Genomic DNA, 21493 nt, shown 5'->3' on the forward strand with positions numbered 1-21493 from the left:
AATTGTAATTTTTTGCATAAAAACTACGTAAAAATACTTATGCAGGCTTAATAACTATTGATACTATCCATTCGCAAAATGAAAGAATAAGATCAAAAATAGCATTTGCTACTTCAGCATGCCTTGAATTTTGTAATTCGTCGTTACCACCCAGAACAATAGTTTTATCTAGGAAAGCCATCATGACGCCACAAGGCTATCTATTCACTATCGCCGCCTGCCTTACATCAATGCCAGCACTTGCTTTTGCTCCAGGAATGGAAGAATCAATTGCCGATGTCATGGTCTGGGTGGTTATCGTCGCCGTTCCGGTGGCGGCAATTTATTTATTTTGGAAAGTCCACGTCTTACCCGAAGTAATTGCAGAAAAAAATCATCACCCACAAAAACATGCCATCCAAGTTTTATGCCTGCTGTCTTTGGTATTTGGTGGTTTATTGTGGCCATTGGCTTGGTTGTGGGCGTTCGCCAAACCCACCGCGTACAAAATTGCCTATGGCACAGACAAGCATGACGACTTCTTTAAACATGCCGAACATCATGCAGATAAATCACTAGATTTGGCCGTGGTTGATGAAGAACTCACCATACTCAAACAAAAAATGGATGGCTTAAACCAAAAGCGCGAGCTGATTTTAAACCAGCAAACGCCAACCACCATCGAACAAAAAGCCGAAGGAAATAAAGATGCTTGAACTGATTATTGGCGGCTACTGCGCCATCATTTGGCTGATTTTTATCAAACTCAAGCTGTTTCCTTGGAATATCAAAAGCCAAGTGGGCTCGGCCACTGGCGCGATTGTGTTGGCCGCGACCATTATTTTCACGATTAACGTTGTTACGCCGTCGTCAAGCGATGTACGCGTGATTAATTATGTGGCTGAAATTGTGCCACGAGTACAAGGCACAGTGACTCGCGTTGCGGTTGAAGGCAATACCTTGATTAAAAAAGGGGATGTATTGCTTGAAATCGACAACACGCCATATCGACTCAAAGTGAAAGAGCTGCAAGCCAAGCTCGCTGATGCCACCGCATCGGCCAAAACTTTGTGGCAAGATTTAGATAGCGCCAAGAGCAATACTTTGGCCGCACAAGCCCATTTAGATTTAATGAAAAAACGCTTAGCCCAATCGCAAGAATTGGCCAAAGCGGAGGCTGGCAATCAATACGACGTAGAAAACTTTGTCACCGAAGTGAAAAAGGCCGAGTCAAACGTTGCCAGTGCCAAAACGGCCGAAGCGAAGGTGCAAACCAAACTCGAAGGCGTAGTTGGCCCTGATATTGCCAGCGTGGCACAAATTAAAGCCCAGCTTGAAGCGGCGCAATACGATTTGGATTCAACCATTATTCGCGCGCCTGCAGATGGTTATGCGGTGAATGTGGCGGTACGCCCAGGTAATTTCTTAGCGGCAATGCCATTCCGACCCGCCATGAGTTTTGTTGAACACGAACAACGTATTTTGGCCTTCTTCGCGCAAAACGAGCTACGCTTTGTAAAACCAGGCGACAAAGCAGAAATCGCGCTCAAAACACTGCCAGGCGAGCTAATTTCCGCCAAGGTCGATTCGATTGTTTGGGCCACCAGCCAAGGTCAAATCCTTCAGTCAGGCACGATTCCAAATAGCCCATCTGAAATCGTTCACGCGCCTTTAGCGCAGAAATACGCCGTAAAACTGCAACCCATCGCCAAAGAAGGTGAAACCCTGCCGCACATTGCAATGGGCGCGCGTGGTGGCGGTGCAATTTATACCGAAAAACTCGCCCCACTGCATTTATTGCGAATGGTGATGATTCGTGCACAGTCTATCGTCAATTATCTTGTGCTGAAATTACACTAGGAGGGTGAATGTTTAATTTGAAGACCTCACTCGCCGCCCTTAGCACGACGGGGCTCTTGCTCGGTTGTGCGGTTAGCTCGCCGCCAAACCAGCATGAGTTAATGCCTTTGGCACTCGGCAAAACGACACTCGCCAAGCAGTGGAAATACGCACAAAGCGCCGGCCAGTTTGACGCCGAAACCTTGGGATTTACACCGGATGCCACGCTCAAAGCGTTGATCGCCGAATCGCAAAGCTATAACAACGATTTGCGTATCGCCGCCGCACGTCTTGAGCAATCGCGTGCGGCGCTCAAAGCGGCGGGCGCCCCACTGCTGCCAAGCTTAGGCTTTGCTGCGCAAACGGGCCAATCGGCTTTACCCACCTCAAATATGAGTACCAGTGGTTTTGGTTTAGTTGCCAGCTGGGAAATTGATTTATGGGGCCGCCTAGCTAGCCAACAAGCCGCCAGTGACTCACGCTTTAAAGCCAGCGAGCTGGATTTGCTCTATAGCCAACAAGCCATCGCCGCGGCGGTGACTCGTGCTTGGATCTCAACCAGTGAAGCGCAGCAGCAGTTGGCAATATCGAAAAAAATGCTCGGTTACGCCGAGCAACAACTGCAGTTAACGCAGAAAAGCCAACAAGTCGGCCGTAGCACTGGGCAAGATATTGCGCTCAACCAAGCCAATGTCGCGCTGTATCGCAACCAATTCGCTGCCAACCAACAAGTATTAAATCAAGCACAGCGTAGCTTAGAAGTTTTACTTGGACGTTACCCCGCCGCGGAAGTCACTGCGGCCAATCAATTGCCAACAGCAGCAATGACGCTACCAGCGGGCATTCCGTCCGAGTTGATGACGCGCCGTCCTGATGTATTGGCAGCAGAGCAGCGCTTTCGGGCGGCGTTTCAAGATGTTGAAGTTGCCAAACGCGCTCGCCTGCCTTCTTTAAAGCTCACGGGTGGCGTGGCGTATATCGAGGAGTCGGTGATTCAACTAGACCCTAGCCTCAAAAACCCCCTTTGGGCTTTAACGGGCCAATTGCTGGCGCCAATTTTCACTGGTGGCTTGTTGGAAGCACAAGTTGAAGCGAAAAATGCCAAGCAACTCGAAGCCATGGCCCAATACAGTAAAACGGCGATGATGGCGTTAAATGAAGTTGAAGGTGCATTGTCGAACGAGCGAGTACTATTACAACGGCAAACTGCACTGCAAACCCAAACGGTGCAATTTAAAAAGGCAGTCGAACTCGCAATGGTGCAACTCAAAGTCGGCAAAGCAGATCGCTATAGCGTATTGCAACAGCAATTTAATCTAGCGAGCGCCGAAGCCAATCTACTGCGTGTACAAAGTGAGCGCCTGAGTAATCGGGTGAGTTTACATCAAGCATTAGGTGGGCACTTCCCTAGCTAACTCATAGGTATTGCTCTCTCGATTTTGATTTAAATGTTCTAGAGAGCAATACCTAATCGTAGAGCGCGGGCTATTGGCCTATCCAAAGCAATAAAAAAAGCGCTTTCTGCGCTTTTTTTACCTGTAATTTCGTTTGATTTACCCTGGCCCTAACAAGCAAGCAAACACACGACGACTTATTTTTTCGCTTTATGTTCAAAGTAAAGCTTCATCAGCAGTACCGCCCCCGCCAATAACAAGGTCACCGAGTTAGCCAAAATCAACGGCCAATCGCCGAGCATAAAGCCATACACCAGCCATAAACTCACCCCGGTAACAAAAATCAAATACATACCTAAGGAAATATCTTTCGCCGAACGACTACGCCAAACCTGCCAGACTTGCGGCACAAAAGCGATGGTGGTGCATAGCGCGGCGGACATGCCAATTAAACTCAATACATTCATCACTCAATACTCATTCCATGGATTGGCAATTCGGTCGCGCAAAGTACTTCTAACCACTGCGCCGCAAACAACCCGTACATTCATCCGACTTGCCATAAAAAAACGGCGCTCTGCGCGCCGTTATCTTAAAAAGCTAAACCTTATTTCGCCAGCAAAATCCGCAACATGCGGCGCAGTGGCTCAGCGGCGCCCCAAAGTAATTGGTCACCAATCACAAATGCGCTGATGTATTCAGGGCCCATATTCAGTTTACGCACACGGCCAACACCGATATCGAGCTTGCCCGTGATTTGCGCTGGGATCAGCTCTTTTACGGTCACTTCGCGATCGTTCGGTACCCATTTCACCCAATCGTTACCCGATTTGATGATGGATTCGATTTCAGCCAGTGGCAGATCTTTTTTCAGTTTGATGGTTAATGCCAAGCTATGGCAACGCATCGCACCAATCCGTACACACAAACCATCGACTGGAATTGTGGCGTCAGAGCCGAGGATTTTGTTCACTTCGGCTTGGCCTTTCCATTCTTCTTTGGATTGGCCGTTGTCGAGTTGCTTGTCGATCCACGGGATCAAACCACCAGCGAGTGGCGCACCAAAAAATTCAGTGGGTACGTCGTTTGAAATGGTGTGTGCGACTTTTTTGTCGATGTCTAAAATCGCTGAAGCTGGCGTTGCCAACTCATCGGCTACGGCGTTGTATACCACGCCCATGCCTTTAAGCAATTCACGCATGTGGTTCGCGCCGCCGCCGGATGCCGCTTGATACGTCATTGACGAAACCCAGTCGACCAAACCGGCTTTAAACAAACCGCCCATACCCATCAACATGATCGAGTTGGTACAGTTGCCGCCGATGTAGTTTTTTACGCCACGGGCCAAAGCGCCTTGGATCACGTCGTCATTCACCGGATCGAGCACGATGACGGCATTGTCTTCCATCCGCAAGGTTGAAGCGGCATCAATCCAGTAGCCTTGCCAACCGCTAGCACGCAGTTTTGGGAAAACTTCGGTGGTGTAGTCGCCGCCTTGGCAAGAAATAATCACGTCCATTGCGGCCAATTGGGCAATATCGTTGGCGTCTTGCAAGGTGCCAGCGTCTTTACCAAAATTAGGTGCAGCTTGGCCTGCTTGCGACGTTGTGAAGAAAACCGGATCGATCACATCGAAATCTTTTTCTTCTTGCATGCGTTGCATCAGAACCGAACCCACCATACCGCGCCAACCGACTAGACCCACCCGTTTCATGATTACATCCTTTAGCGACAACAATTAATTAATTCGAGTCTTAGATATTAGTGAAATTCCGTATGCCTGACTAGCCAGCAAAGCCAATTAAGCGCGCTTTTATCCAATTTAAATGTTTCCAAACGTACCTTCACAGTGCAGCATGCCCCGCCAATCGGCGTTAAAATTAGGCTTTTTGCGACCCAAGAGGACTCCAGTGCGCGTTTTAATTCAAAGAGTCAAACAAGCTCAAGTCGATGTTGGCCACGAAACCATCGGCCAAATCAATGCCGGTTTATTACTGCTGGTTGGTGTTACGCATGAGGATGGAGCTGCTGATATCCAATGGCTAGTGAATAAAATCGCCAATTTACGGCTATTTAATGATGAAAACGGCGTGATGAATTTATCCATCCTCGATGTGGGGGCGGATGTTTTGGCGGTCAGCCAATTTACGCTGTTTGGCAATGTCAAAAAAGGCAATCGACCCAGCTGGGGCGAGGCAGCGCCGGGGCCAATCAGTCAGCCATTGTTTGATGAATTTGTTCGCCAGCTCAGCCTCAAGCTGACCAAGCCAGTGGCAACCGGGCGATTTGGTGCTGATATGCAAGTGGCTTTAATCAATGACGGCCCAATCACTTTATTGATTGATAGCAAAGCCCCCTAAATAAGGCTTTACCCGTACTTGACCGAAACAACATGCCAAGTGCAGAATGACCTTAGCGCCGATTTGAAACCCAGCTTGCGGGCGCTTTATAAATACTCGCTAAAGCGTGCAAAACCCACTGCACGTGGGTTTTTTGTTTTTTGCGCCAATTAATCGACAAATTGCGGGGCGCGTTCGAAATGCCGCTAAAGCGTCGGTGATTCAATCGAATAAACAGAATCACCGGCGAGTTTCTTAGGAGCTTGCCCATGTATGATTGTTTAGAAGCAACAACGATAAGCCTCCCAGCACCAACGGGATTACGCAAAAACCGCCGCCTTAACTTTGACAGGTATCGCGAGCACCACTGCTTACAGCTTCGCGCCGCGCCCTATACCGGCCCGCATTCCTTAATTCGGGCGTTTGCCGCGGCCCAAAGCTTACACCTACCAACGCATAATTTACCCGATGGTAGTTTATTGATTTTGGATTTGCTTTGCACTGAAGCCTTATTGTTTCAACGCCGCTTTCCTGATTTATTGGCCATTTATGAGCCTGCACGCCCCATTCCCAAAGGATAGCAATGCCCCGTTTGCAAGACGTTAAAGCCACCTGGATTCTCGCATGGCCGATTATGATCGGCCAACTCGCTCAAACTGGCACCGGCTTTGTCGATGCCGTCATGGCTGGCCACTTATCGGCTGGAGACTTGGCCGCAGTTTCAGTCGGCACGTCGATTTGGAGCGTGATGATTGTCACCATGTTTGGCTTATTGATTGCCATTAGCCCAATGGCGTCGCAAAAAGTCGGCGCCAAAGCTTGGCATGAAATCCCGTCGTTAACGCAACAAGCTTTATATCAAGGGCTGTTTATCGCCCTGATCATGATGTTGATCGCGCATAGTTTGCTGCCGATTTTTTCTCAGATTGGTTTAGCGCCTGACGTCGCCGAAAAAGGTAGTCGCTTTTTGGCGGTGATTTCATGGGGGTTTCCGGCGGTAGCGATTGCGCGCGTTTTGTATGGCTATAGCTCGTGCTTAAATCAAACCAAGCCGATGATGGTGATTTCGATTATTGCGCTGCTGCTCAATATCCCCGCCAACTACGTGTTAATTTATGGCCACTGGGGCTTTCCGGAATTGGGCGCTGTTGGCTGCGCTTGGGCTACCGCGATGTGTATGTGGTTTAGCGCCATCATGTGGATTATCTGGATTCGCGTCTCGCCGATTTATCGAGACACGCACCCGTTTCGTCATATCGAAGGTCTACGTCTACAGACGCAAAAACAATTGGCTAAGTTGGCCATTCCAATCGGCATTATGTTTTTTGTTGAATCAAGTGCGTTTAGTTTGATTGCCCTGATGCTGGCCAAGTTGGGTACCACCACCGTGGCATCGCATCAAATTGCACTGAATTTTTCTTCGCTGACTTTTATGATTCCATTGGCCATTAGCACCGCGCTCACCGTTCGCGTTGGGCAGGCCGTTGGCGCAGGCGATTTTAAACTGGCACGCTTTATTGGTGAAACTGGGATTTACCTGGGCTTTATCTTGGCGATTATTTCTGGCTGCATGATTATTCTCTTTCGCGGCACGATTGCGGCTTGGTATACCAGCGATCCGGCAGTGATTTTGCTCGCGGCCAAATTGCTATTGTTGTCGGGATTTTTCCAGTTTTCGGATGCCACCCAGATTGTGGTGGCGGGTGTCTTGCGCGGCTATAAATCAACGCGTATGCCGTTGATTATCCACTTAACGGCTTTTTGGGTAATTGGTATTCCGCTCGGTTACGCGCTGACATTTGGGGTCGGTCCATTTAGCCCACAAGGTCCGGCGGGCTATTGGTTGGCGCTGGTCATTGCCCTCTCCTTTGCCGCGATCTCACTGTTTGCATTTTTTAGACGAATCAGCGTACGGGCACTTCAAACAGGTATAGCAAGCTAAGACTTTATAATCGAAGGCTAGAGAGTAATACCTAGCCTCGTTGCAGCATGCGGATTGAATGCGGTGTGATCACGGCATTCAATTCAGGACTCGCCCCAGCGCTGCATAAGTTGATGCGGTACCGCCAACTGATCTAAAATCCGCGCCACGACAAAATCAACTAAATCTTCTATGGTTTGTGGGTGATGATAAAAACCGGGATTGGGCGGCAAAATCACCACGCCAAGGCGTGATAATTTCAGCATATGCTCAAGATGTATCGCTGAAAATGGCGTTTCGCGCGGCACAACAATCAGCGTTTTACGCTCTTTAATCATCACATCGGCCGCACGTTCTAATAGATTATCTGACGCGCCATTGGCAATCGCCGACAAAGCCCCCATGGTACACGGCACCACCACCATACCATCCCCAGGATTACTCCCCGAAGCCATCGGCGCAAACCATTCTTGCTGACCATAAACCTGTAACTGCTGTGCAGTCACACCATACTGCGCGCGCAGTAACTCTGCCAAATCGGCAGCACGGCTAGGCCAAGTTAAATCAAGCTCTTGTTTGGCGACAATTTGCGCCACTTGGGTATACACCAAACGCACATTACAACCGGCCGATAGCAAGCACTCTAGCGTGCGTAATCCATAGGGCAAACCGGATGCGCCAGTAAAAGCCAGCGTAATTGTCTTCATTGTGTCGTATCCACAGCAGGGTTAGTTCGCAATAAATGAGTCGCAATCAAGCCATTTACCACGCCAAAAATAATGGCCATTGCCAACAGTAAAGGAATTAAAACAAAAATGCCGTTATGCGGAATTAACCATAAACGCGCAATCAACAACTGGCCGACTAAATGCGCTAAAGCCGAACACAGTGACCAAGTCACCAAGCCAAAATACCGTTGCGGCAAATATTGCACCAGCCCCAAGGCCAGCACACTGGCAACCCCACCCGCCAAACTTAAAGCAAAACCCGGTGAAAATACCCCACCCAAGACCAGACTTGCCCCTAAAATGCGCAACATCGACACCCACGCCGCAGCAGACCAGCCCAAACGCTGCAAAGCGATCAAGGTGACGATATTGGCTAGCCCCGGTTTAAAGCCCGGTATGGGCGATGGAATCCCCGATTCAATCACCGCCAACACAATGGCGCACGCGGCAAAGCGGGCAATCTGCTCATCAGTGGTACTGACATTTAAAGTAATTTTAGTAGCTGAGACTGTCATAACTGGCAGGACGAGGACCAACGAGTTCAATACTGGTGCGATTGGGCAAGCAAATTGCACTTTGCCCCACTTGGGTCAGCCAACCTGCACGCACACAATATTGACGTGGGCTTGGGTCGCTGGCGATCCGCGCACGCCCTGCAGCCACCTCGATGGTGGTTTTTCCGAGCGGGCCATCAATAGCTAAAGTGCGTGCTGCGGCTAAGTCTAATTCGGCGTACAGTTGGCCATCTTGAAAAATCTTAACGCGTGTCGCTCCGGCTTGTGACCAACATAAAGGGGTGATCACCCCCCACAGCACTAAAAAAACACCAATCACCACATAATCGCCTGAGCGCAATAAGCTCAGCCAATCTCGCCATGATTTAGCTGCGCTGATGTTGTTCACGATGCCGCACCAACACTTGACGATTGCGTGAAAAATGTCGACGTAGCTCTTCAGCCAAATACACCGAACGATGCTGACCGCCGGTGCAACCAATGGCCACCGTGACATAACTACGCTGATCGCGCTCAAATTCAGGCAGCCAGCGCTCTAAAAAGCCCAAAATATGTGTCAAATAATTGCCAACACTGGCTTGCCGCATTAAGAAATCAGCCACCGGCTGATCCATTCCCGTTAAAGAGCGTAGCGCAGGATCATAAAATGGATTGGGTAAACAACGTGCGTCAAAAACAAAATCTGCATCCAGCGGTAAGCCATGCTTAAAGCCAAACGACTCAAAAATCAGCATTAATTTGGCTCGATCGGTCGCGATAAATTCCCGCACCCACGTGCGTAATTGCGCTGCCGATAAACCGGAAGTATCGATGACATGCGACATTTCACGAATGTTTTCCAGCATTTCGCGCTCAACCACCACCGATTCGCTCACCGTTAATTCGCCCAAAGATAGCGGATGACTACGCCGACTTTCAGAATAACGCTTCACCAAAACTTCGTTATTGGCTTCTAAAAACAACATCCGCACATCCAACCCCAAATCCATCAACGCGGCTAAATGATCAGGAAAGGTGGCTAAATTATGTGCGCTACGAGCGTCAATCCCGATGGCGATTTTTGGGTAGCCATCCAAATCGAGCATCGACACCGCCTGCGGCAAAAGCGGTGCGGGCAAATTATCTAAGCAATAAAAGCCCAAATCTTCCAATGCTTTTAAAGCGACGCTTTTTCCCGCGCCGGATAAGCCCGATAACAAGACCAATTGTTGATGTTGGCTATTTACCATTACTCCCCCATCTCCATAAATTTCTGGTGACGCTCGATAAATTCACGCGTGGAATCAATCCCGCGTAATTGTAAAATATAATTTCGCACTGCCGACTCGACCAGTACCGCCAAATTGCGACCGGCGGCCACTGGAATGACTAGTTTTCTGACTGGCACATCCAAAATTGCCTGCGTTGCTGCCTGCATTTGCAAGCGATCAACCGGCGCGACATTTTCACCGCCGGCCTTGGCCAAATGCACAATCAATTTCAGGGTTTTTTTCGGCCTAACTGCCGTTTCACCAAAGATGGTTCTGATATTTAACACCCCAATCCCGCGCACTTCTAAAAAGTCGCGCAGCATCGGTGGACAGCGTCCTTCTAAGGTTTCCGGATTAGTGCGATACACCTCAACCACATCATCAGCCACCAAGCCGTGGCCACGAGAAATCAGCTCAAGCGCCAGCTCGGATTTACCCATCGATGACTCACCAGTCAGCAACACCCCCACTTCCAACACGTCCAAAAATACCCCGTGTAGGTGTGTTGATACAGCCAATGCTTTACTTAAATAGTAGCGCAATACCTCCATTAAATAAGGAGATTGCTCCGGACTAGTGAGTAAGGGAACATGGTGACGCTCAGCCGCTTCCCGCAAAGAATCAGGTACCACTTGCCCATTGGCGACAATCATCGCCGACATATCATTGGCAAATAGCTGATTCAGGCTTGAGTGCTGCACTTCCGTGGATAAACCATTGAGATATGCGACCTCAGCAATCCCTAGCACTTGGATGCGATTGGGATGCACAAAGTTCAAATGCCCAACCAAGGATAGCGATGGCTTTTGCTCTGATGCATCATTGGACAATAAATTATTTGCCCCCGACTGCCCAGCAACCCAAGTCAGACGCAGTTTTTCGGCGTTATCAATAAATAATTGTCGAGCGGTGATCTGCGGCATGCGGCCTCGCTATGGCTTAAAAAGCAGTGATTTTATGCCAGTATGGGTCAAAAACGAAATTGGCATCGGGCAAAAAATAAACCCTCAGATCTAGGCTGAGGGCTCAAATCAATCAGGAGAAGTCGGGAGCATAGGGCTCCCATGTCGAAATCCGCTGCCACACCGCTTCAGGATCGGGCAAGGTCATTAATTCTTCACGTAATTGCTTATCAGAAAACAGCTGGGCTAATTCTGACAAAATCTGCAAATGTAAATCAGTGGCATTGGCTGGCACTAAGAGCACAAAAATTAATGACACGGGTTTGCTATCCGGCGCATCAAACTGAATGGGCGCACTCAAGCGCACAAAGGCCCCTACTGCTTCTTTTAAGCCTTTAATCCGACCATGCGGAATGGCGACGCCTTGACCCAAACCCGTTGAGCCGAGCTTTTCACGGGCAAATAGGCTGTCAAAAATTACGCTGCGCGCAATCCCATGGCTGTTTTCGAACAGAATACCCACATGTTCAAAAACGCGTTTTTTGCTACCCACATCCAAATCTAAAAAAACATTGGCGACTGGAAGTATTTTGCTAATTAGGCTCATGTTCAAACTTATGTCCTTAAAGGAGCTGCTATTGTAACTTGCAGTCCGATAAACAAAAACGGGAACGACTCGCGGCGTTCCCGTTGTGTTGCTTGTGCAACGGATTATTCTTCGATTACCACTTGATGCTTCAGGGCATCATTACGATGACCAGATAATTTTTCTTTGTATTTAATAATCTGGCGATCTAGTTTATCGACCATGCTATCGATGGCTGCATACATATCGCTATCGATAGACTCAACATGCAGATCTTTACCAACGACATTGATTGTCGCCTCGGCCTTATGTTCCAGCTTATCCACTGACAAAATGACTAAAACATCAATCACATTATCAAAATGACGGGTCGTGCGTTCAATTTTACCTGAAACGTATTCACGAATCGCTGGTGTAACTTCCAGATGATGACCACTAATGTTGAGGTTCATATACTACTCCTTCGGTTCTTCATGCTTTTATAAGGCAGTGCTTTTATAAGCACTTGCGCAGATTAACGGGAGGAATCATTAATGCCTCCCTGTACTTAGCAACGGTGCGCCGCGCAACCACAACACCTTGCCGTGCGAGTTCTTCAGTTATAGCACTATCGGATAATGGCTTGTGCTGATTTTCTTGCTGTACCAGTTGTTTGATCAAAGCCTTAATCGATGTTGCTGAGTTTTCACCACCGCTTTCACTTTCAACATGACTGCCAAAAAAATATTTGTATTCAAAAACACCGCGCGGAGTCAGCATGTATTTTTGCGTTGTTACTCGAGAAATCGTCGATTCATGCAATTCAAGCTCATCGGCAATATCGCGCAGCACTAAAGGCCGCATTGCCACTTCACCATACTCAAAAAATGCTTTTTGTCGCATTACGATTGCTTCTGCGACACGTAAAATCGTACTGCCTCGTTGCTCAACACTTTTAATCAGCCAACGTGCTTCTTGTAGCTTACCACTGAGTGCTGCTGCTGAGTCGCCTTGTAGTAACTTTGCATACAATTCATTGACTCTTAGCTTGGGCTGGGCCGCACTATTTAAGCGTACCTGCCATTGCCCACGCACCTTGGTCACAATCACATCAGGGAGCACGTAGCGTATCGTCTCTGCTGACCAATTGGCACCCGGTCTTGGCGTTAAACGCCGAATTAATATTTGCGCTTCTTTGAGTGCCACTTCATCGCACTGCAGTTGACGTTTAAGTCTAGTGTAATCCCGTTGCGCCAATAAATCGAGGCCTTCATTCACCAATCGAATGGCAATATTTCGAATGGTGCTTTCTGGCAAGACTCGCAATTGCAATGTTAACGACTCGGGCAAATCACGTGCGCCGACACCGAGTGGTTCTAGTTGCTGTAAATGTTGTAGCGCAATTTGTAATTCTTCTGGCTCCAACTCAAGCTCTAACACCAAGCTCTCTGGTAGCTGCGCGTAAATTTCTTCCAAGCTCTGACTCAACATTCCGTCATCATCTAGCGCATCAATCAGTAATGAAATCAATGCATTATCACGAGCAGACAAGGGTAAGCAGCCAGTTTGCGCTAACAAATAATCACGCAACGAATACAGCTTCGCCACCCGCAAAGCGGGGTCATTTTCATCCCCTTCATCAAACGAGGCGTTGCTGCGCACCTCATCCCAGCGCAAGCTATCGCCATCCTCAACGATCTCACTGACCTCTGGTTTTTCAGCTTCTTCACCCGCATCTTGCACGCCATCTTCGCGTTCAAGCATTGGATTTTCGGCTAAAAATTGCTCTATTTCTTGTTGGAAATCAAGCGTAGACAACTGCAAGAGCTTAATCGATTGCTGAAGCTGCGGTGTCAAATTGAGCTGTTGCGACATCCGCAACTGCAAGGTTTGCTTCATGAAGGGAATAACCTAGTTGGCAAAAACACTACATTTTAAAGTGCTCGCCCAGATAAACTTGGCGAACATCTTCATTATTAACGATTTCATCGGGCTTACCAGCAGCCATGACGGCACCCTCAGAAATAATATAGGCACGATCGCAAATCCCTAAGGTTTCGCGAACATTATGGTCAGTAATCAATACCCCAATGCCGCGCCCTTTTAAGAACCCGATAATGCGCTGAATATCAATGACCGCAATCGGATCAACCCCTGCAAATGGCTCGTCCAGCAAAACAAATTGTGGATTAGACGCGAGTGCGCGGGCAATTTCAACGCGGCGGCGCTCACCACCAGAAAGACTCATTGCGCCACTTTCACGCAAATGCGCGATATGTAAATCATGCAGCAACTCGTCTAAGCGCGATTCAATTTCTTCTTTACTGCTGTAATGCAGTTCAAGCACCGCTTTAATATTCTCAGCGACGGTCATTTTGCGAAAAATCGACGCTTCTTGTGGCAAATAGCCTAAACCGAGCCGAGCGCGCTTATGAATGGGCTGCTGACTGACATCCACGCCATCGAGCTCAATGCGTCCAGCATCCATTTTCACTAAACCAACAATCATGTAAAAACTGGTGGTTTTACCAGCGCCATTAGGGCCCAATAAACCGACCACTTCACCACTGGCGACTTCTAAAGAAACGTCACGCACTACGGTGCGTTTCTTATAGGATTTTTGTAAATGCTGCGCTTTCAACACACTCATTTGGCGGCGTCTTTCTTTTTCGGGTTGATAGTAATGTTCACTCGATTACCCGGCTTACTTTGTGCCTGATAAAACTCAGTATTGAGATTGTAGTTAATGATGTCGCCCATAACGATATCTTGGCCTTTTTTAACCCAAGCTTTATCGATTAATATCATTTCGCCTTTCGCACCGTCGTAATCAAAACGCAGTGACTCAGCGTCGAGCATTTCGCCGCTATCGAGTTTTTGCTTAAAGCGCACCGGACGACCTTCACCTTTGGCGTATTGCTTACCAAAAGCGTCTTCGCTCATGGTCACTTTATCGGCACGCATATTCATCGTGCCTTGCGTGGCAATCACATTACCAGTACAGACTGTTTGTGAATTTTTTTGATCCGCAACACAATTGTCTGCGGTGATATTCATTGGTTTTTCACGATCAGCCGTTTCTGCCAATGCGTGTGAATTAATGAGCAGGGCGAACAGCGGCAGGACGAGGAGTCGGGACATAGGTCATCTTTACTTGTGATTTAAGTTCTAAAGTTTGCAATTTATTATTGGCGATAAAACCCACCGCTTCGGCATGATTTTTGCCCATATCGGCGGTGACAAACTGATCTGATTTGGCGAGTTCAGCTTGACCATCAATCCAAATATCACGGCCATTGATAATTAACTCGGGGTTGCCTTCAAAAGGCGCGCGACGCAATTGAGTCGCATCATAAAACCAAGTTTCAGAGCCCTTATGGATCGATTTGGCCCGCGTACCAATCACCACAATCGTCGGCTTACTGGCCTCCGTTTGGGTTAACACCGGTTTTTCATACAGCATGGTGTCTTGCAGCGGCACATGCGTGACTCGACTTGCGAGCAACTGTGAACGCTTTACACCGGCTTCGTCATAACGCCGCAATACGCCCTCATCCGCAATTAAATCGGGCGCATTTAAATCCAAACGCTGTGGGACTGTTAGATTAGTGGCAACGCGACTTAAAGCCCAAATTAAACTACCGACCAAGAGCAATAAAAGCAAGGGTAAAACCCAGGTTGTTAAACTACGCAAACCAATCCCCTAGCGCAAATATGGCGCCATCGCAGCATCATAGGTGTTTTGCGATTGCATAATTAAATCACACACTTCACGTACCGCGCCCGAACCACCTTGGCTACCGGTGATGTAATGCGCGTGCTGGCGAACAATCGTCGGCGAATTCGGTACCGCAACAGCAAATGGCACGCGGCGCATAATGGGTAAATCAATCACATCGTCGCCCATATAGCCACATTCTTGCGCCGTAACGCCGGTATCTAACAGTAGCTGCTCAAAAGTGGCCAACTTATCGTGTGCACCTTGATAGACCAAATCAATACCCAAATTTTTGGTTCGATGTGTGAGCAAGGTTGAAGTGCGCCCAGTGATAATGGCCAGCTGAACGCCACTTTGCTGCAACATTTTTAAGCCATGCCCATCCAATGAATGGAATGCCTTTAACTCTTCGCCAGCATCGGTGTAATACAAACGCCCATCCGTCATGACCCCGTCAACGTCAAAAATCATCACGCGAACTTTTTTTGCTTGCTCAAGCATTCAGCTTCCCTTCTATTAAAATTTTTTAGTTATAAACTTACAGGTATGGAGTGCTAGACCAGATACTTAATAACACACAGCGCCATACCCAGCTAAACAACTCGGGCTCGTAGCAAGTCATGCATATTCAATGCCCCAACTAATCGGCCTTGATCCTGAACCAATAAACCATTAATTCGTCGTGATTCCATCAACTGAACCGCCTCTGCGGCCAGGCGCGAAGCCTCAATAGTAGCAGGATTTGCCGTCATCACGGCACTCACCGGTGTGGTACGAATATCAATATCCAAATCTAAAGTGCGCCGCAAATCACCATCGGTATACACACCAACCAATAATCCCGCCGCATCAACCACTGCCGTCATCCCCAAGCCCTTACGGCTAATTTCCAGCAAAGCATCGCGCAGCGGTAAATCTTGCCCTACCACCGGTAGACGCTCGCCTTGGTGCATTAAATCACGTACATGGACTAATAAACGTCGTCCTAAAGTGCCACCGGGATGCGATAAAGCAAAATCTTCAGCCTTAAAGCCACGCGCCTCAAGTAAAGCCACAGCCAATGCATCACCAAGCGCTAAAGCCACTGTGGTGCTGGCTGTTGGCGCCAAATTTAATGGGCAAGCCTCTTCGCTGACCGCCACATCCAAATGCACGCTCGACTCTTGGCTTAAAGTCGAGTTCACATTGCCGGTCATCGCAATGAGCGGGATACCTAAGCGCTTCAAACTCGGTAGCAATGCAACCAATTCGTCACTCTCACCCGAATTGGATAAAGCCAAAACCACATCCGCCGAGGTAATCATCCCCAAATCGCCATGCGCTGCTTCGCCGGGATGAACAAAGAAAGCTGGGCTGCCGGTACTGGCCATAGTCGCAGCTATTTTACGCGCAACATGACCCGACTTTCCCATCCCCATCACCACAATTCGCCCTCGACAATTCAGCGCGAGCTGGCAAGCCTGATCAAACCGGGCATCCAAACGCGTCGACACGGCCAAAATTGCAGCTGCTTCAATTTGCATCACTCGTCGCGCCACATCACAGGCCGACCAAGCATCTTTTGATTCTATGGCATTCATCACAGAGCAACACACCTAGCGCATAAACAATGCCGCAGTATAAAAGACCTCATCATTAGATAACAGTAGGCTGTGAATAATCAGTACGTCAGTAATAGGGCCAGCTCAGTTATAATCAAATAGCATCCAACTCTAATGAACCCTATGCCGATTAATTTACAATCCTTTCTAGTTCTGCTTGCTGCGGCCGTTATTACGGTTGTGCTCTGCCGCAAACTCAAGTTACCGGCCATGCTGGGTTATTTATTAGTCGGGATGTTAATTGGTCCGTATGCGCTGGGTTTTATTCAATCCAGTGATGAGGCCAGCCATTTAGCAGAATACGGCATTGTTTTTTTGATGTTTACCCTCGGGCTGGAATTTAACCTTGCCAAACTCAATGCCATGCGCCGGATTGTATTTGGCTTAGGCGCAGCGCAAGTCACTGCCGTTTTGGTCTGCACTGCGGCAGCAGTGCTCTTTGCTGGACTAGATTGGAAAGCGGGTTTAGTACTTGGCGGTGCCGCGGCCATGTCTTCCACCGCGATGGTTTCGAAATTACTCAGTGATCGCAGCGAGCTCAATGCGCCACACGGGCAAAATGCAATTGGGATTTTATTATTCCAAGATTTAGCCGTTGTTCCTTTCCTCATCATCATCCCAGCCCTAAGCCTGCCCGATGGCAGCATCACCATCCCGTGGTTCAACTTCCAAGTTGACCAATTGCTGTTTTCGCTATTTTTAGCCGCAATTAAAATTGTTTTTGTCTTGGCAGTATTGCTCTCTCTAGGGCAAAAAATCATGCGCCCTTGGTTTAACTTGGTCGCCAAACAGCATGCCAGCGAGCTATTTATGATCAATATTTTATTGGTCACGCTCGGTACGGCATGGCTGACAGAGCAAGCGGGGCTGTCACTGGCTTTAGGGGCTTTTTTAGCCGGCATGTTGATTGCTGAAACCGAGTATCGCTATCAAGTGGAGGACGATATTCGCCCTTTCCGCGATTTATTACTCGGCTTATTTTTCGTCACCGTGGGGATGAATTTAAACTTCAGCATTTTGATTTCAGAATGGGGCCTCGTACTGACCAGTTTATTGCTATTAGGTCCCATTAAAATCGCCATTATTGCCGGTTTAGCGCGGCTTTTTGGCAATACCGCAGGCACTTCATTGCGAACTGGATTTGCACTCGGTCAAGGGGGGGAGTTTGCTTTTGTTTTACTGGCCCTCACCGCCCAAGGCGGCCTAGTGCCTAGCAATGTGCTACAAGCGACAACCGCTGGCGTTATTTTGTCGATGCTCATTACCCCGTTTTTAATCCAGCATTCAGACAAACTAGTACTGCGCCTAGCCAGTTCTGAATGGATGAATCTCGCCGCCAATTTGCACAATATTGCCGTGCGTAGTATGGCTGCCAATGGTCATGTTATTTTGTGTGGCTTTGGCCGTAGCGGCCAATCTTTAGCGCGTATTTTGACGCAAGAAGACATCCACTTTTTCGCCCTTGACTTAGATCCAGAAAAGGTGCGTGAAGCCGCTGCTGCGGGTGAATCGGTGGTTTTTGGTGACGCCGCCAAACGCGAAGTATTACTCGCCGCCGGTCTGATGCGTGCACGCGCCATCATTGTGACCTATGCCGATACGCACTCTGCAATGAAAATTCTTGAGTTAGCGCATCAAATTCGCCCAGAAATCCCTGTCATTGTGCGCACGCAAGACGATAGCGATATTGATTTACTTAAAAATGCCGGTGCCGCCGAAGTCGTTGCCGAAATCATGGAAGGCAGTTTGATGCTGGCATCGCACACCATGATGCTCTTGGGGGTGCCACTCAATAAAGTGATTCGCCGAATTCGTGAAGTTCGTGAAGCACGCTACCAATTGATTCGCGGGTTTTATCGTGGTCTCAATGAAGATGCCGATGAAGGTGATCGTAGCTATCCACGGCTACACACCTTGCAACTCACACAAAATGCGCACGCCATTGGCTACACCATTGGCGAACTCAAACTCGAACAATTTCAAGTCGAAATTCGCAGTATTCGCCGCCGCAACATGCCACCGATTCAACCGGATGCGAATTTCCAGCTCAATAATGGCGATGTACTGGTACTGCTTGGGGAACAAGACAATTTGGCTGCCGCCGAGATGCTGCTGTTGCAAGGATAAGACAACACAAATAGGCCAAAACAACCTCACCCCGCAAAAGAGCATCACTTACAATGACGTCGTCAGCGTAAGCCATAAAAAAAGCACCACGTCGAGCGGTGCTTTTTTTATGGGTCAATACAATCAGCGGCGACTAAATTTAGGCCGCATACCAATTTCGGCATTTAAAGTTAAGGGCTCGCCCTGGCGTATAACGGTAATCGGCGTTGCTTGCTCAGGCGGCAATGCGGCGATTAAATTCAACATTTGTGCTGAATTGGTCACTTCTTTACCATCAATATTAAGCAAAACATCCCCTGGACGAATTCCAGCCGCGGCGGCTGGACCATTACGAACGACCCCTGCAATTAAAGCCCCTTTGCTCGAATCAAGTTTAAGCGACGCGGCCAAATCAGGCGTCACATCTTGCACCTCAATCCCTAACCAACCACGAGTAACACTACCATCTTTAATAATGGCATCCATCACCTGCTTCACAATATTGGCTGGAATCGCAAAACCAATCCCTAATGAGCCACCAGTTTTAGAGAAAATGGCGGTGTTAATCCCCAGTAAATTGCCATGCACATCCACCAAAGCCCCACCCGAATTACCGGGATTAATTGCGGCATCGGTTTGAATGAAGTTTTCAAAGGTGTTAATTCCCAATTCACTACGGCCTAAAGCAGAAATAATGCCCATCGTCACCGTTTGACCAACCCCAAATGGATTACCAATGGCCAGCACAACATCGCCAATTTCGGCTTGATCGACATTAGCAAAATCAATGGCAGACAATTGGTCCAAATCGATTTTAATCACCGCCAAATCAGTCTCAGGATCACTGCCAATTAATTTAGCGCTCGCAGTGCGACCATCAGCCAATGCCACTTCGATTTCTGCGGCCGATTCCACCACATGGTTATTGGTCACAATATAACCTTGCGGCGAGACTAAAACCCCTGAACCCAAACTCGATGCTTTGGTGCCGTCTTCACCGTCACGCTCACCAAAAAAGCGTTTTAGTACTGGATCATTAAATAAGGCGCGTCGCCCTGATTTGACTTCCTTGGAGGTGTAAATATTAACCACCGCCGCCTTAGCTCGCTTAGCAGCCCCACGATAAGAAAGCTCACTCGAAACTGGCGCTTGAGCAGGCACCTCTTTCACCGTCACCACCGCTGGTGGCGCTGGCGGTGGGCTTAATACCGAAAACAAAAACCAGATGGCTAAACCGATCGTGGTCGTTTGTGCGAAAATCAACCAAAGTTTTTTCATATCTCGTAGATCTTTTATGCCTATACAACGTCAAGAATTAGAAGCTTACCTTGCCCAACTATTGTCTGTTGCGCAATTTAAGGATTATGCACCCAATGGACTGCAAGTCGAAGGCCGCAATCAAATTCAGCATATCGTCACTGGCGTAACCGCATCGCAAGCGCTCATTGATGCGGCCATCGCACTCAATGCCGATGCGCTGCTCGTGCATCATGGATTTTTTTGGAAAAGCGAAGCCTTACCCATTGTACGCACTAAAAAACAGCGCATTGCCGCCTTACTTGGCGCCGACCTCAACTTATTCGGCTACCATTTGCCCTTAGATGCCCATCCCGAACTCGGAAATAACGCTCAGTTAGCCAAACAGCTGGGTCTTATACCCACAGGGCGCTGCGGTGATCAAAATTTAGTTTGGCTCGGCGAATTACCCGTACCGATGTCTTTTGATACTTTTACGCGACACATTGCCGTTACCTTAAATCGTCAACCACTCAGCATTGGTCCTGCCGATCAAATCGTGCGTCAAGTTGCTTGGTGCACCGGAGGCGCACAAGGTTATTTCCACGATGTCGCCAACTTGGATGTAGATTGCTTCATCACCGGAGAAGCCTCTGAGTTTGTAACTCACCTTGCCAAAGAAAGCGGCGTCGGTTTTATTGCGGCAGGCCATCACGCAACAGAACGTTACGGCATCGCGGCGCTAGGACAACACTTAGCACAGCACTTTGGACTACAACACACCCATCTTGATTTGGATAACCCAGTATGAAACTCGCTTACAACTTGCAAATTTGGCGTTCAATTCACACGCTAAGTATCTTACTGGTTGCGAGCATTATCAGTGCTTGCACCACAATTTCGCCTTCTGAACAAGCAAATTCAAATACCAACAACACTTCATCTGTAAGCAAAAATCAGCCTAGCACCAGCATCATTATTCCATCGCGCAGCAGCAAAGCCATCCTCGAAGACATCATTAAATATCGTACCGACAAGGGGATGAAAATCCGCAGCAGAGGCAATCAAAGAGTGGAAATGATGATGCCGATGAGCAATACCAGCATCCCTACTGAAGCCAGAATGCAATACATTCTGACTCAAACTGAACAAGGTTGGCGCGTCAATGTACGCGTTTTCCAAATCAGCAATCCTGGCAGCAAGCAAGAAACAGTGCAAGAAATCACCCAAGCTTTAGCCGACAAACTGGCTGAAGAATTAGCGCTTTATGCCAAAATCGCTACAAAACGCTGACTTTTTGTAAAAATGCAGCGTCAGACGAGTGAAGCTGCTTTAAGTTCCAAGCTTCTTTCAGGTAGAATTTACTACTTTAAAAGATATTGCGTTCAGTCAATCAGGGA

Annotated in this window: 25 protein-coding genes; 9 read left to right on the forward strand and 16 right to left on the reverse strand. The window is 48.2% G+C overall.

What is annotated here, in order from left to right; translation table 11 throughout:
• Positions 1 to 182: 182 nt before the first annotated feature.
• From HQN60_RS01550 to HQN60_RS01560, 3 genes are read left to right on the forward strand one after another with little or no spacing between them, the layout of a single operon-like run.
• Complete coding sequence (locus HQN60_RS01550; RefSeq protein WP_173532036.1) at positions 183 to 695, forward strand: DUF3302 domain-containing protein; 513 nt, start codon at positions 183 to 185, stop codon at positions 693 to 695.
• Positions 688 to 1839 (forward strand): HlyD family secretion protein, encoded by a 1152-nt coding sequence (locus tag HQN60_RS01555; protein WP_173532037.1) that lies wholly within the window; start codon positions 688 to 690, stop codon positions 1837 to 1839. The genes HQN60_RS01550 and HQN60_RS01555 overlap by 8 nt, the downstream gene beginning before the upstream one ends.
• A gap of 8 nt (positions 1840 to 1847) precedes the next feature.
• A complete protein-coding gene (locus HQN60_RS01560) occupies positions 1848 to 3233 on the forward strand; it encodes a TolC family protein (RefSeq protein WP_173532038.1) in 1386 nt (461 codons plus the stop codon).
• Positions 3234 to 3409: 176 nt separating this feature from the next.
• On the opposite strand, the gene HQN60_RS01565 is transcribed toward HQN60_RS01560, so the two are convergent.
• Positions 3410 to 3679: a SemiSWEET transporter gene (locus tag HQN60_RS01565; RefSeq protein WP_173532039.1), complete on the reverse strand. Its 270-nt coding sequence runs from the start codon at positions 3677 to 3679 to the stop codon at positions 3410 to 3412.
• Between the two features lie 140 nt (positions 3680 to 3819).
• The gene (asd, locus tag HQN60_RS01570; RefSeq protein ID WP_173532040.1) at positions 3820 to 4926 is read right to left on the reverse strand and encodes an aspartate-semialdehyde dehydrogenase; all 1107 of its coding nucleotides are present in this window, start codon (positions 4924 to 4926) and stop codon (positions 3820 to 3822) included.
• A 196-nt stretch (positions 4927 to 5122) separates the two neighbouring features.
• On the opposite strand from asd, the gene dtd reads away from it, so the two are divergent.
• From dtd to HQN60_RS01585, 3 genes are all read left to right on the forward strand, one after another.
• A complete protein-coding gene (gene dtd, locus HQN60_RS01575; protein WP_173532041.1) occupies positions 5123 to 5572 on the forward strand; it encodes a D-aminoacyl-tRNA deacylase in 450 nt (149 codons plus the stop codon).
• A gap of 248 nt (positions 5573 to 5820) precedes the next feature.
• Entirely contained in the window at positions 5821 to 6132 is a 312-nt protein-coding gene (locus HQN60_RS01580) for a hypothetical protein (protein WP_173532042.1), read from the forward strand.
• 2 nt (positions 6133 to 6134) lie between these two features.
• Positions 6135 to 7493, forward strand: coding sequence for an MATE family efflux transporter (locus HQN60_RS01585; protein ID WP_173532043.1), 1359 nt, complete (start codon positions 6135 to 6137; stop codon positions 7491 to 7493).
• Between the two features lie 83 nt (positions 7494 to 7576).
• Here the strand turns inward: HQN60_RS01585 and HQN60_RS01590 are convergent, their stop codons facing one another.
• The 13 genes from HQN60_RS01590 to HQN60_RS01650 all read right to left on the reverse strand — a co-directional run bounded on the left by HQN60_RS01590 (position 7577) and on the right by HQN60_RS01650 (position 16730).
• A complete protein-coding gene (locus tag HQN60_RS01590) occupies positions 7577 to 8179 on the reverse strand; it encodes a flavin prenyltransferase UbiX (protein WP_173532044.1) in 603 nt (200 codons plus the stop codon).
• Positions 8176 to 8715 (reverse strand): Gx transporter family protein, encoded by a 540-nt coding sequence (locus HQN60_RS01595; RefSeq protein WP_173532045.1) that lies wholly within the window; start codon positions 8713 to 8715, stop codon positions 8176 to 8178. The genes HQN60_RS01590 and HQN60_RS01595 overlap by 4 nt, the downstream gene beginning before the upstream one ends.
• Positions 8696 to 9103, reverse strand: a complete 408-nt coding sequence (locus HQN60_RS01600) for a NusG domain II-containing protein (protein ID WP_254456662.1) — start codon at positions 9101 to 9103, stop codon at positions 8696 to 8698. The genes HQN60_RS01595 and HQN60_RS01600 overlap by 20 nt, the downstream gene beginning before the upstream one ends.
• On the reverse strand, positions 9081 to 9944 hold the full coding sequence (gene rapZ, locus HQN60_RS01605; RefSeq protein ID WP_173532046.1) for an RNase adapter RapZ: 864 nt from the start codon (positions 9942 to 9944) through the stop codon (positions 9081 to 9083). The genes HQN60_RS01600 and rapZ overlap by 23 nt, the downstream gene beginning before the upstream one ends.
• Complete coding sequence (gene hprK, locus HQN60_RS01610; protein WP_173532047.1) at positions 9944 to 10888, reverse strand: HPr(Ser) kinase/phosphatase; 945 nt, start codon at positions 10886 to 10888, stop codon at positions 9944 to 9946. Before hprK ends, rapZ begins: the two co-directional genes overlap by 1 nt.
• 112 nt (positions 10889 to 11000) lie before the next feature.
• Positions 11001 to 11474, reverse strand: coding sequence for a PTS IIA-like nitrogen regulatory protein PtsN (gene ptsN / locus HQN60_RS01615; RefSeq protein ID WP_173534556.1), 474 nt, complete (start codon positions 11472 to 11474; stop codon positions 11001 to 11003).
• Between the two features lie 104 nt (positions 11475 to 11578).
• Positions 11579 to 11905: a ribosome hibernation-promoting factor, HPF/YfiA family gene (gene hpf, locus HQN60_RS01620; RefSeq protein ID WP_173532048.1), complete on the reverse strand. Its 327-nt coding sequence runs from the start codon at positions 11903 to 11905 to the stop codon at positions 11579 to 11581.
• A 43-nt stretch (positions 11906 to 11948) separates the two neighbouring features.
• Positions 11949 to 13331, reverse strand: a complete 1383-nt coding sequence (locus tag HQN60_RS01625) for an RNA polymerase factor sigma-54 (protein ID WP_173532049.1) — start codon at positions 13329 to 13331, stop codon at positions 11949 to 11951.
• Between the two features lie 28 nt (positions 13332 to 13359).
• The gene (lptB, locus tag HQN60_RS01630) at positions 13360 to 14082 is read right to left on the reverse strand and encodes an LPS export ABC transporter ATP-binding protein (protein WP_173532050.1); all 723 of its coding nucleotides are present in this window, start codon (positions 14080 to 14082) and stop codon (positions 13360 to 13362) included.
• On the reverse strand, positions 14079 to 14573 hold the full coding sequence (gene lptA, locus HQN60_RS01635; RefSeq protein ID WP_173532051.1) for a lipopolysaccharide transport periplasmic protein LptA: 495 nt from the start codon (positions 14571 to 14573) through the stop codon (positions 14079 to 14081). The genes lptB and lptA overlap by 4 nt, the downstream gene beginning before the upstream one ends.
• Complete coding sequence (gene lptC, locus HQN60_RS01640; protein WP_173532052.1) at positions 14530 to 15126, reverse strand: LPS export ABC transporter periplasmic protein LptC; 597 nt, start codon at positions 15124 to 15126, stop codon at positions 14530 to 14532. Before lptC ends, lptA begins: the two co-directional genes overlap by 44 nt.
• 9 nt (positions 15127 to 15135) lie before the next feature.
• Entirely contained in the window at positions 15136 to 15651 is a 516-nt protein-coding gene (locus HQN60_RS01645; RefSeq protein WP_173532053.1) for a KdsC family phosphatase, read from the reverse strand.
• A 92-nt stretch (positions 15652 to 15743) separates the two neighbouring features.
• Positions 15744 to 16730, reverse strand: a complete 987-nt coding sequence (locus HQN60_RS01650) for a KpsF/GutQ family sugar-phosphate isomerase (RefSeq protein WP_173532054.1) — start codon at positions 16728 to 16730, stop codon at positions 15744 to 15746.
• Between the two features lie 144 nt (positions 16731 to 16874).
• Here HQN60_RS01650 and HQN60_RS01655 point away from each other — a divergent pair, with 144 nt between their 5' ends.
• On the forward strand, positions 16875 to 18878 hold the full coding sequence (locus tag HQN60_RS01655) for a monovalent cation:proton antiporter family protein (RefSeq protein WP_173532055.1): 2004 nt from the start codon (positions 16875 to 16877) through the stop codon (positions 18876 to 18878).
• Between the two features lie 123 nt (positions 18879 to 19001).
• Here HQN60_RS01655 and HQN60_RS01660 read toward each other — a convergent pair whose 3' ends face one another.
• Positions 19002 to 20135, reverse strand: coding sequence for a trypsin-like peptidase domain-containing protein (locus tag HQN60_RS01660; protein WP_173532056.1), 1134 nt, complete (start codon positions 20133 to 20135; stop codon positions 19002 to 19004).
• Between the two features lie 16 nt (positions 20136 to 20151).
• Here HQN60_RS01660 and HQN60_RS01665 point away from each other — a divergent pair, with 16 nt between their 5' ends.
• Both HQN60_RS01665 and HQN60_RS01670 read left to right on the forward strand, forming a co-directional pair.
• The gene (locus tag HQN60_RS01665; protein ID WP_308419415.1) at positions 20152 to 20904 is read left to right on the forward strand and encodes a Nif3-like dinuclear metal center hexameric protein; all 753 of its coding nucleotides are present in this window, start codon (positions 20152 to 20154) and stop codon (positions 20902 to 20904) included.
• Positions 20901 to 21386 (forward strand): hypothetical protein, encoded by a 486-nt coding sequence (locus tag HQN60_RS01670; RefSeq protein WP_173532057.1) that lies wholly within the window; start codon positions 20901 to 20903, stop codon positions 21384 to 21386. The genes HQN60_RS01665 and HQN60_RS01670 overlap by 4 nt, the downstream gene beginning before the upstream one ends.
• Positions 21387 to 21493 lie beyond the last annotated feature (107 nt).

It is taken from the genome of Deefgea piscis (assembly GCF_013284055.1).
Taxonomy (GTDB): domain Bacteria; phylum Pseudomonadota; class Gammaproteobacteria; order Burkholderiales; family Chitinibacteraceae; genus Deefgea; species Deefgea piscis.

Bases quoted from the DNA above. Each gene is read 5' to 3' on its own strand.
- HQN60_RS01550 (WP_173532036.1), top strand. From the start codon at position 183: ATGACGCCACAAGGCTATCTATTCACTATCGCCGCCTGCCTTACATCA.
- HQN60_RS01555 (WP_173532037.1), top strand. From the start codon at position 688: ATGCTTGAACTGATTATTGGCGGCTACTGCGCCATCATTTGGCTGATT.
- HQN60_RS01560 (WP_173532038.1), top strand. From the start codon at position 1,848: ATGTTTAATTTGAAGACCTCACTCGCCGCCCTTAGCACGACGGGGCTC.
- HQN60_RS01565 (WP_173532039.1), bottom strand. From the start codon at position 3,679: ATGAATGTATTGAGTTTAATTGGCATGTCCGCCGCGCTATGCACCACC.
- asd (WP_173532040.1), bottom strand. From the start codon at position 4,926: ATGAAACGGGTGGGTCTAGTCGGTTGGCGCGGTATGGTGGGTTCGGTT.
- HQN60_RS01580 (WP_173532042.1), top strand. From the start codon at position 5,821: ATGTATGATTGTTTAGAAGCAACAACGATAAGCCTCCCAGCACCAACG.
- HQN60_RS01585 (WP_173532043.1), top strand. From the start codon at position 6,135: ATGCCCCGTTTGCAAGACGTTAAAGCCACCTGGATTCTCGCATGGCCG.
- HQN60_RS01590 (WP_173532044.1), bottom strand. From the start codon at position 8,179: ATGAAGACAATTACGCTGGCTTTTACTGGCGCATCCGGTTTGCCCTAT.
- HQN60_RS01595 (WP_173532045.1), bottom strand. From the start codon at position 8,715: ATGACAGTCTCAGCTACTAAAATTACTTTAAATGTCAGTACCACTGAT.
- rapZ (WP_173532046.1), bottom strand. From the start codon at position 9,944: ATGGTAAATAGCCAACATCAACAATTGGTCTTGTTATCGGGCTTATCC.
- hprK (WP_173532047.1), bottom strand. From the start codon at position 10,888: ATGCCGCAGATCACCGCTCGACAATTATTTATTGATAACGCCGAAAAA.
- ptsN (WP_173534556.1), bottom strand. From the start codon at position 11,474: ATGAGCCTAATTAGCAAAATACTTCCAGTCGCCAATGTTTTTTTAGAT.
- hpf (WP_173532048.1), bottom strand. From the start codon at position 11,905: ATGAACCTCAACATTAGTGGTCATCATCTGGAAGTTACACCAGCGATT.
- HQN60_RS01625 (WP_173532049.1), bottom strand. From the start codon at position 13,331: ATGAAGCAAACCTTGCAGTTGCGGATGTCGCAACAGCTCAATTTGACA.
- lptB (WP_173532050.1), bottom strand. From the start codon at position 14,082: ATGAGTGTGTTGAAAGCGCAGCATTTACAAAAATCCTATAAGAAACGC.
- lptA (WP_173532051.1), bottom strand. From the start codon at position 14,573: ATGTCCCGACTCCTCGTCCTGCCGCTGTTCGCCCTGCTCATTAATTCA.
- HQN60_RS01645 (WP_173532053.1), bottom strand. From the start codon at position 15,651: ATGCTTGAGCAAGCAAAAAAAGTTCGCGTGATGATTTTTGACGTTGAC.
- HQN60_RS01650 (WP_173532054.1), bottom strand. From the start codon at position 16,730: ATGAATGCCATAGAATCAAAAGATGCTTGGTCGGCCTGTGATGTGGCG.
- HQN60_RS01655 (WP_173532055.1), top strand. From the start codon at position 16,875: ATGCCGATTAATTTACAATCCTTTCTAGTTCTGCTTGCTGCGGCCGTT.
- HQN60_RS01660 (WP_173532056.1), bottom strand. From the start codon at position 20,135: ATGAAAAAACTTTGGTTGATTTTCGCACAAACGACCACGATCGGTTTA.
- HQN60_RS01665 (WP_308419415.1), top strand. From the start codon at position 20,152: ATGCCTATACAACGTCAAGAATTAGAAGCTTACCTTGCCCAACTATTG.
- HQN60_RS01670 (WP_173532057.1), top strand. From the start codon at position 20,901: ATGAAACTCGCTTACAACTTGCAAATTTGGCGTTCAATTCACACGCTA.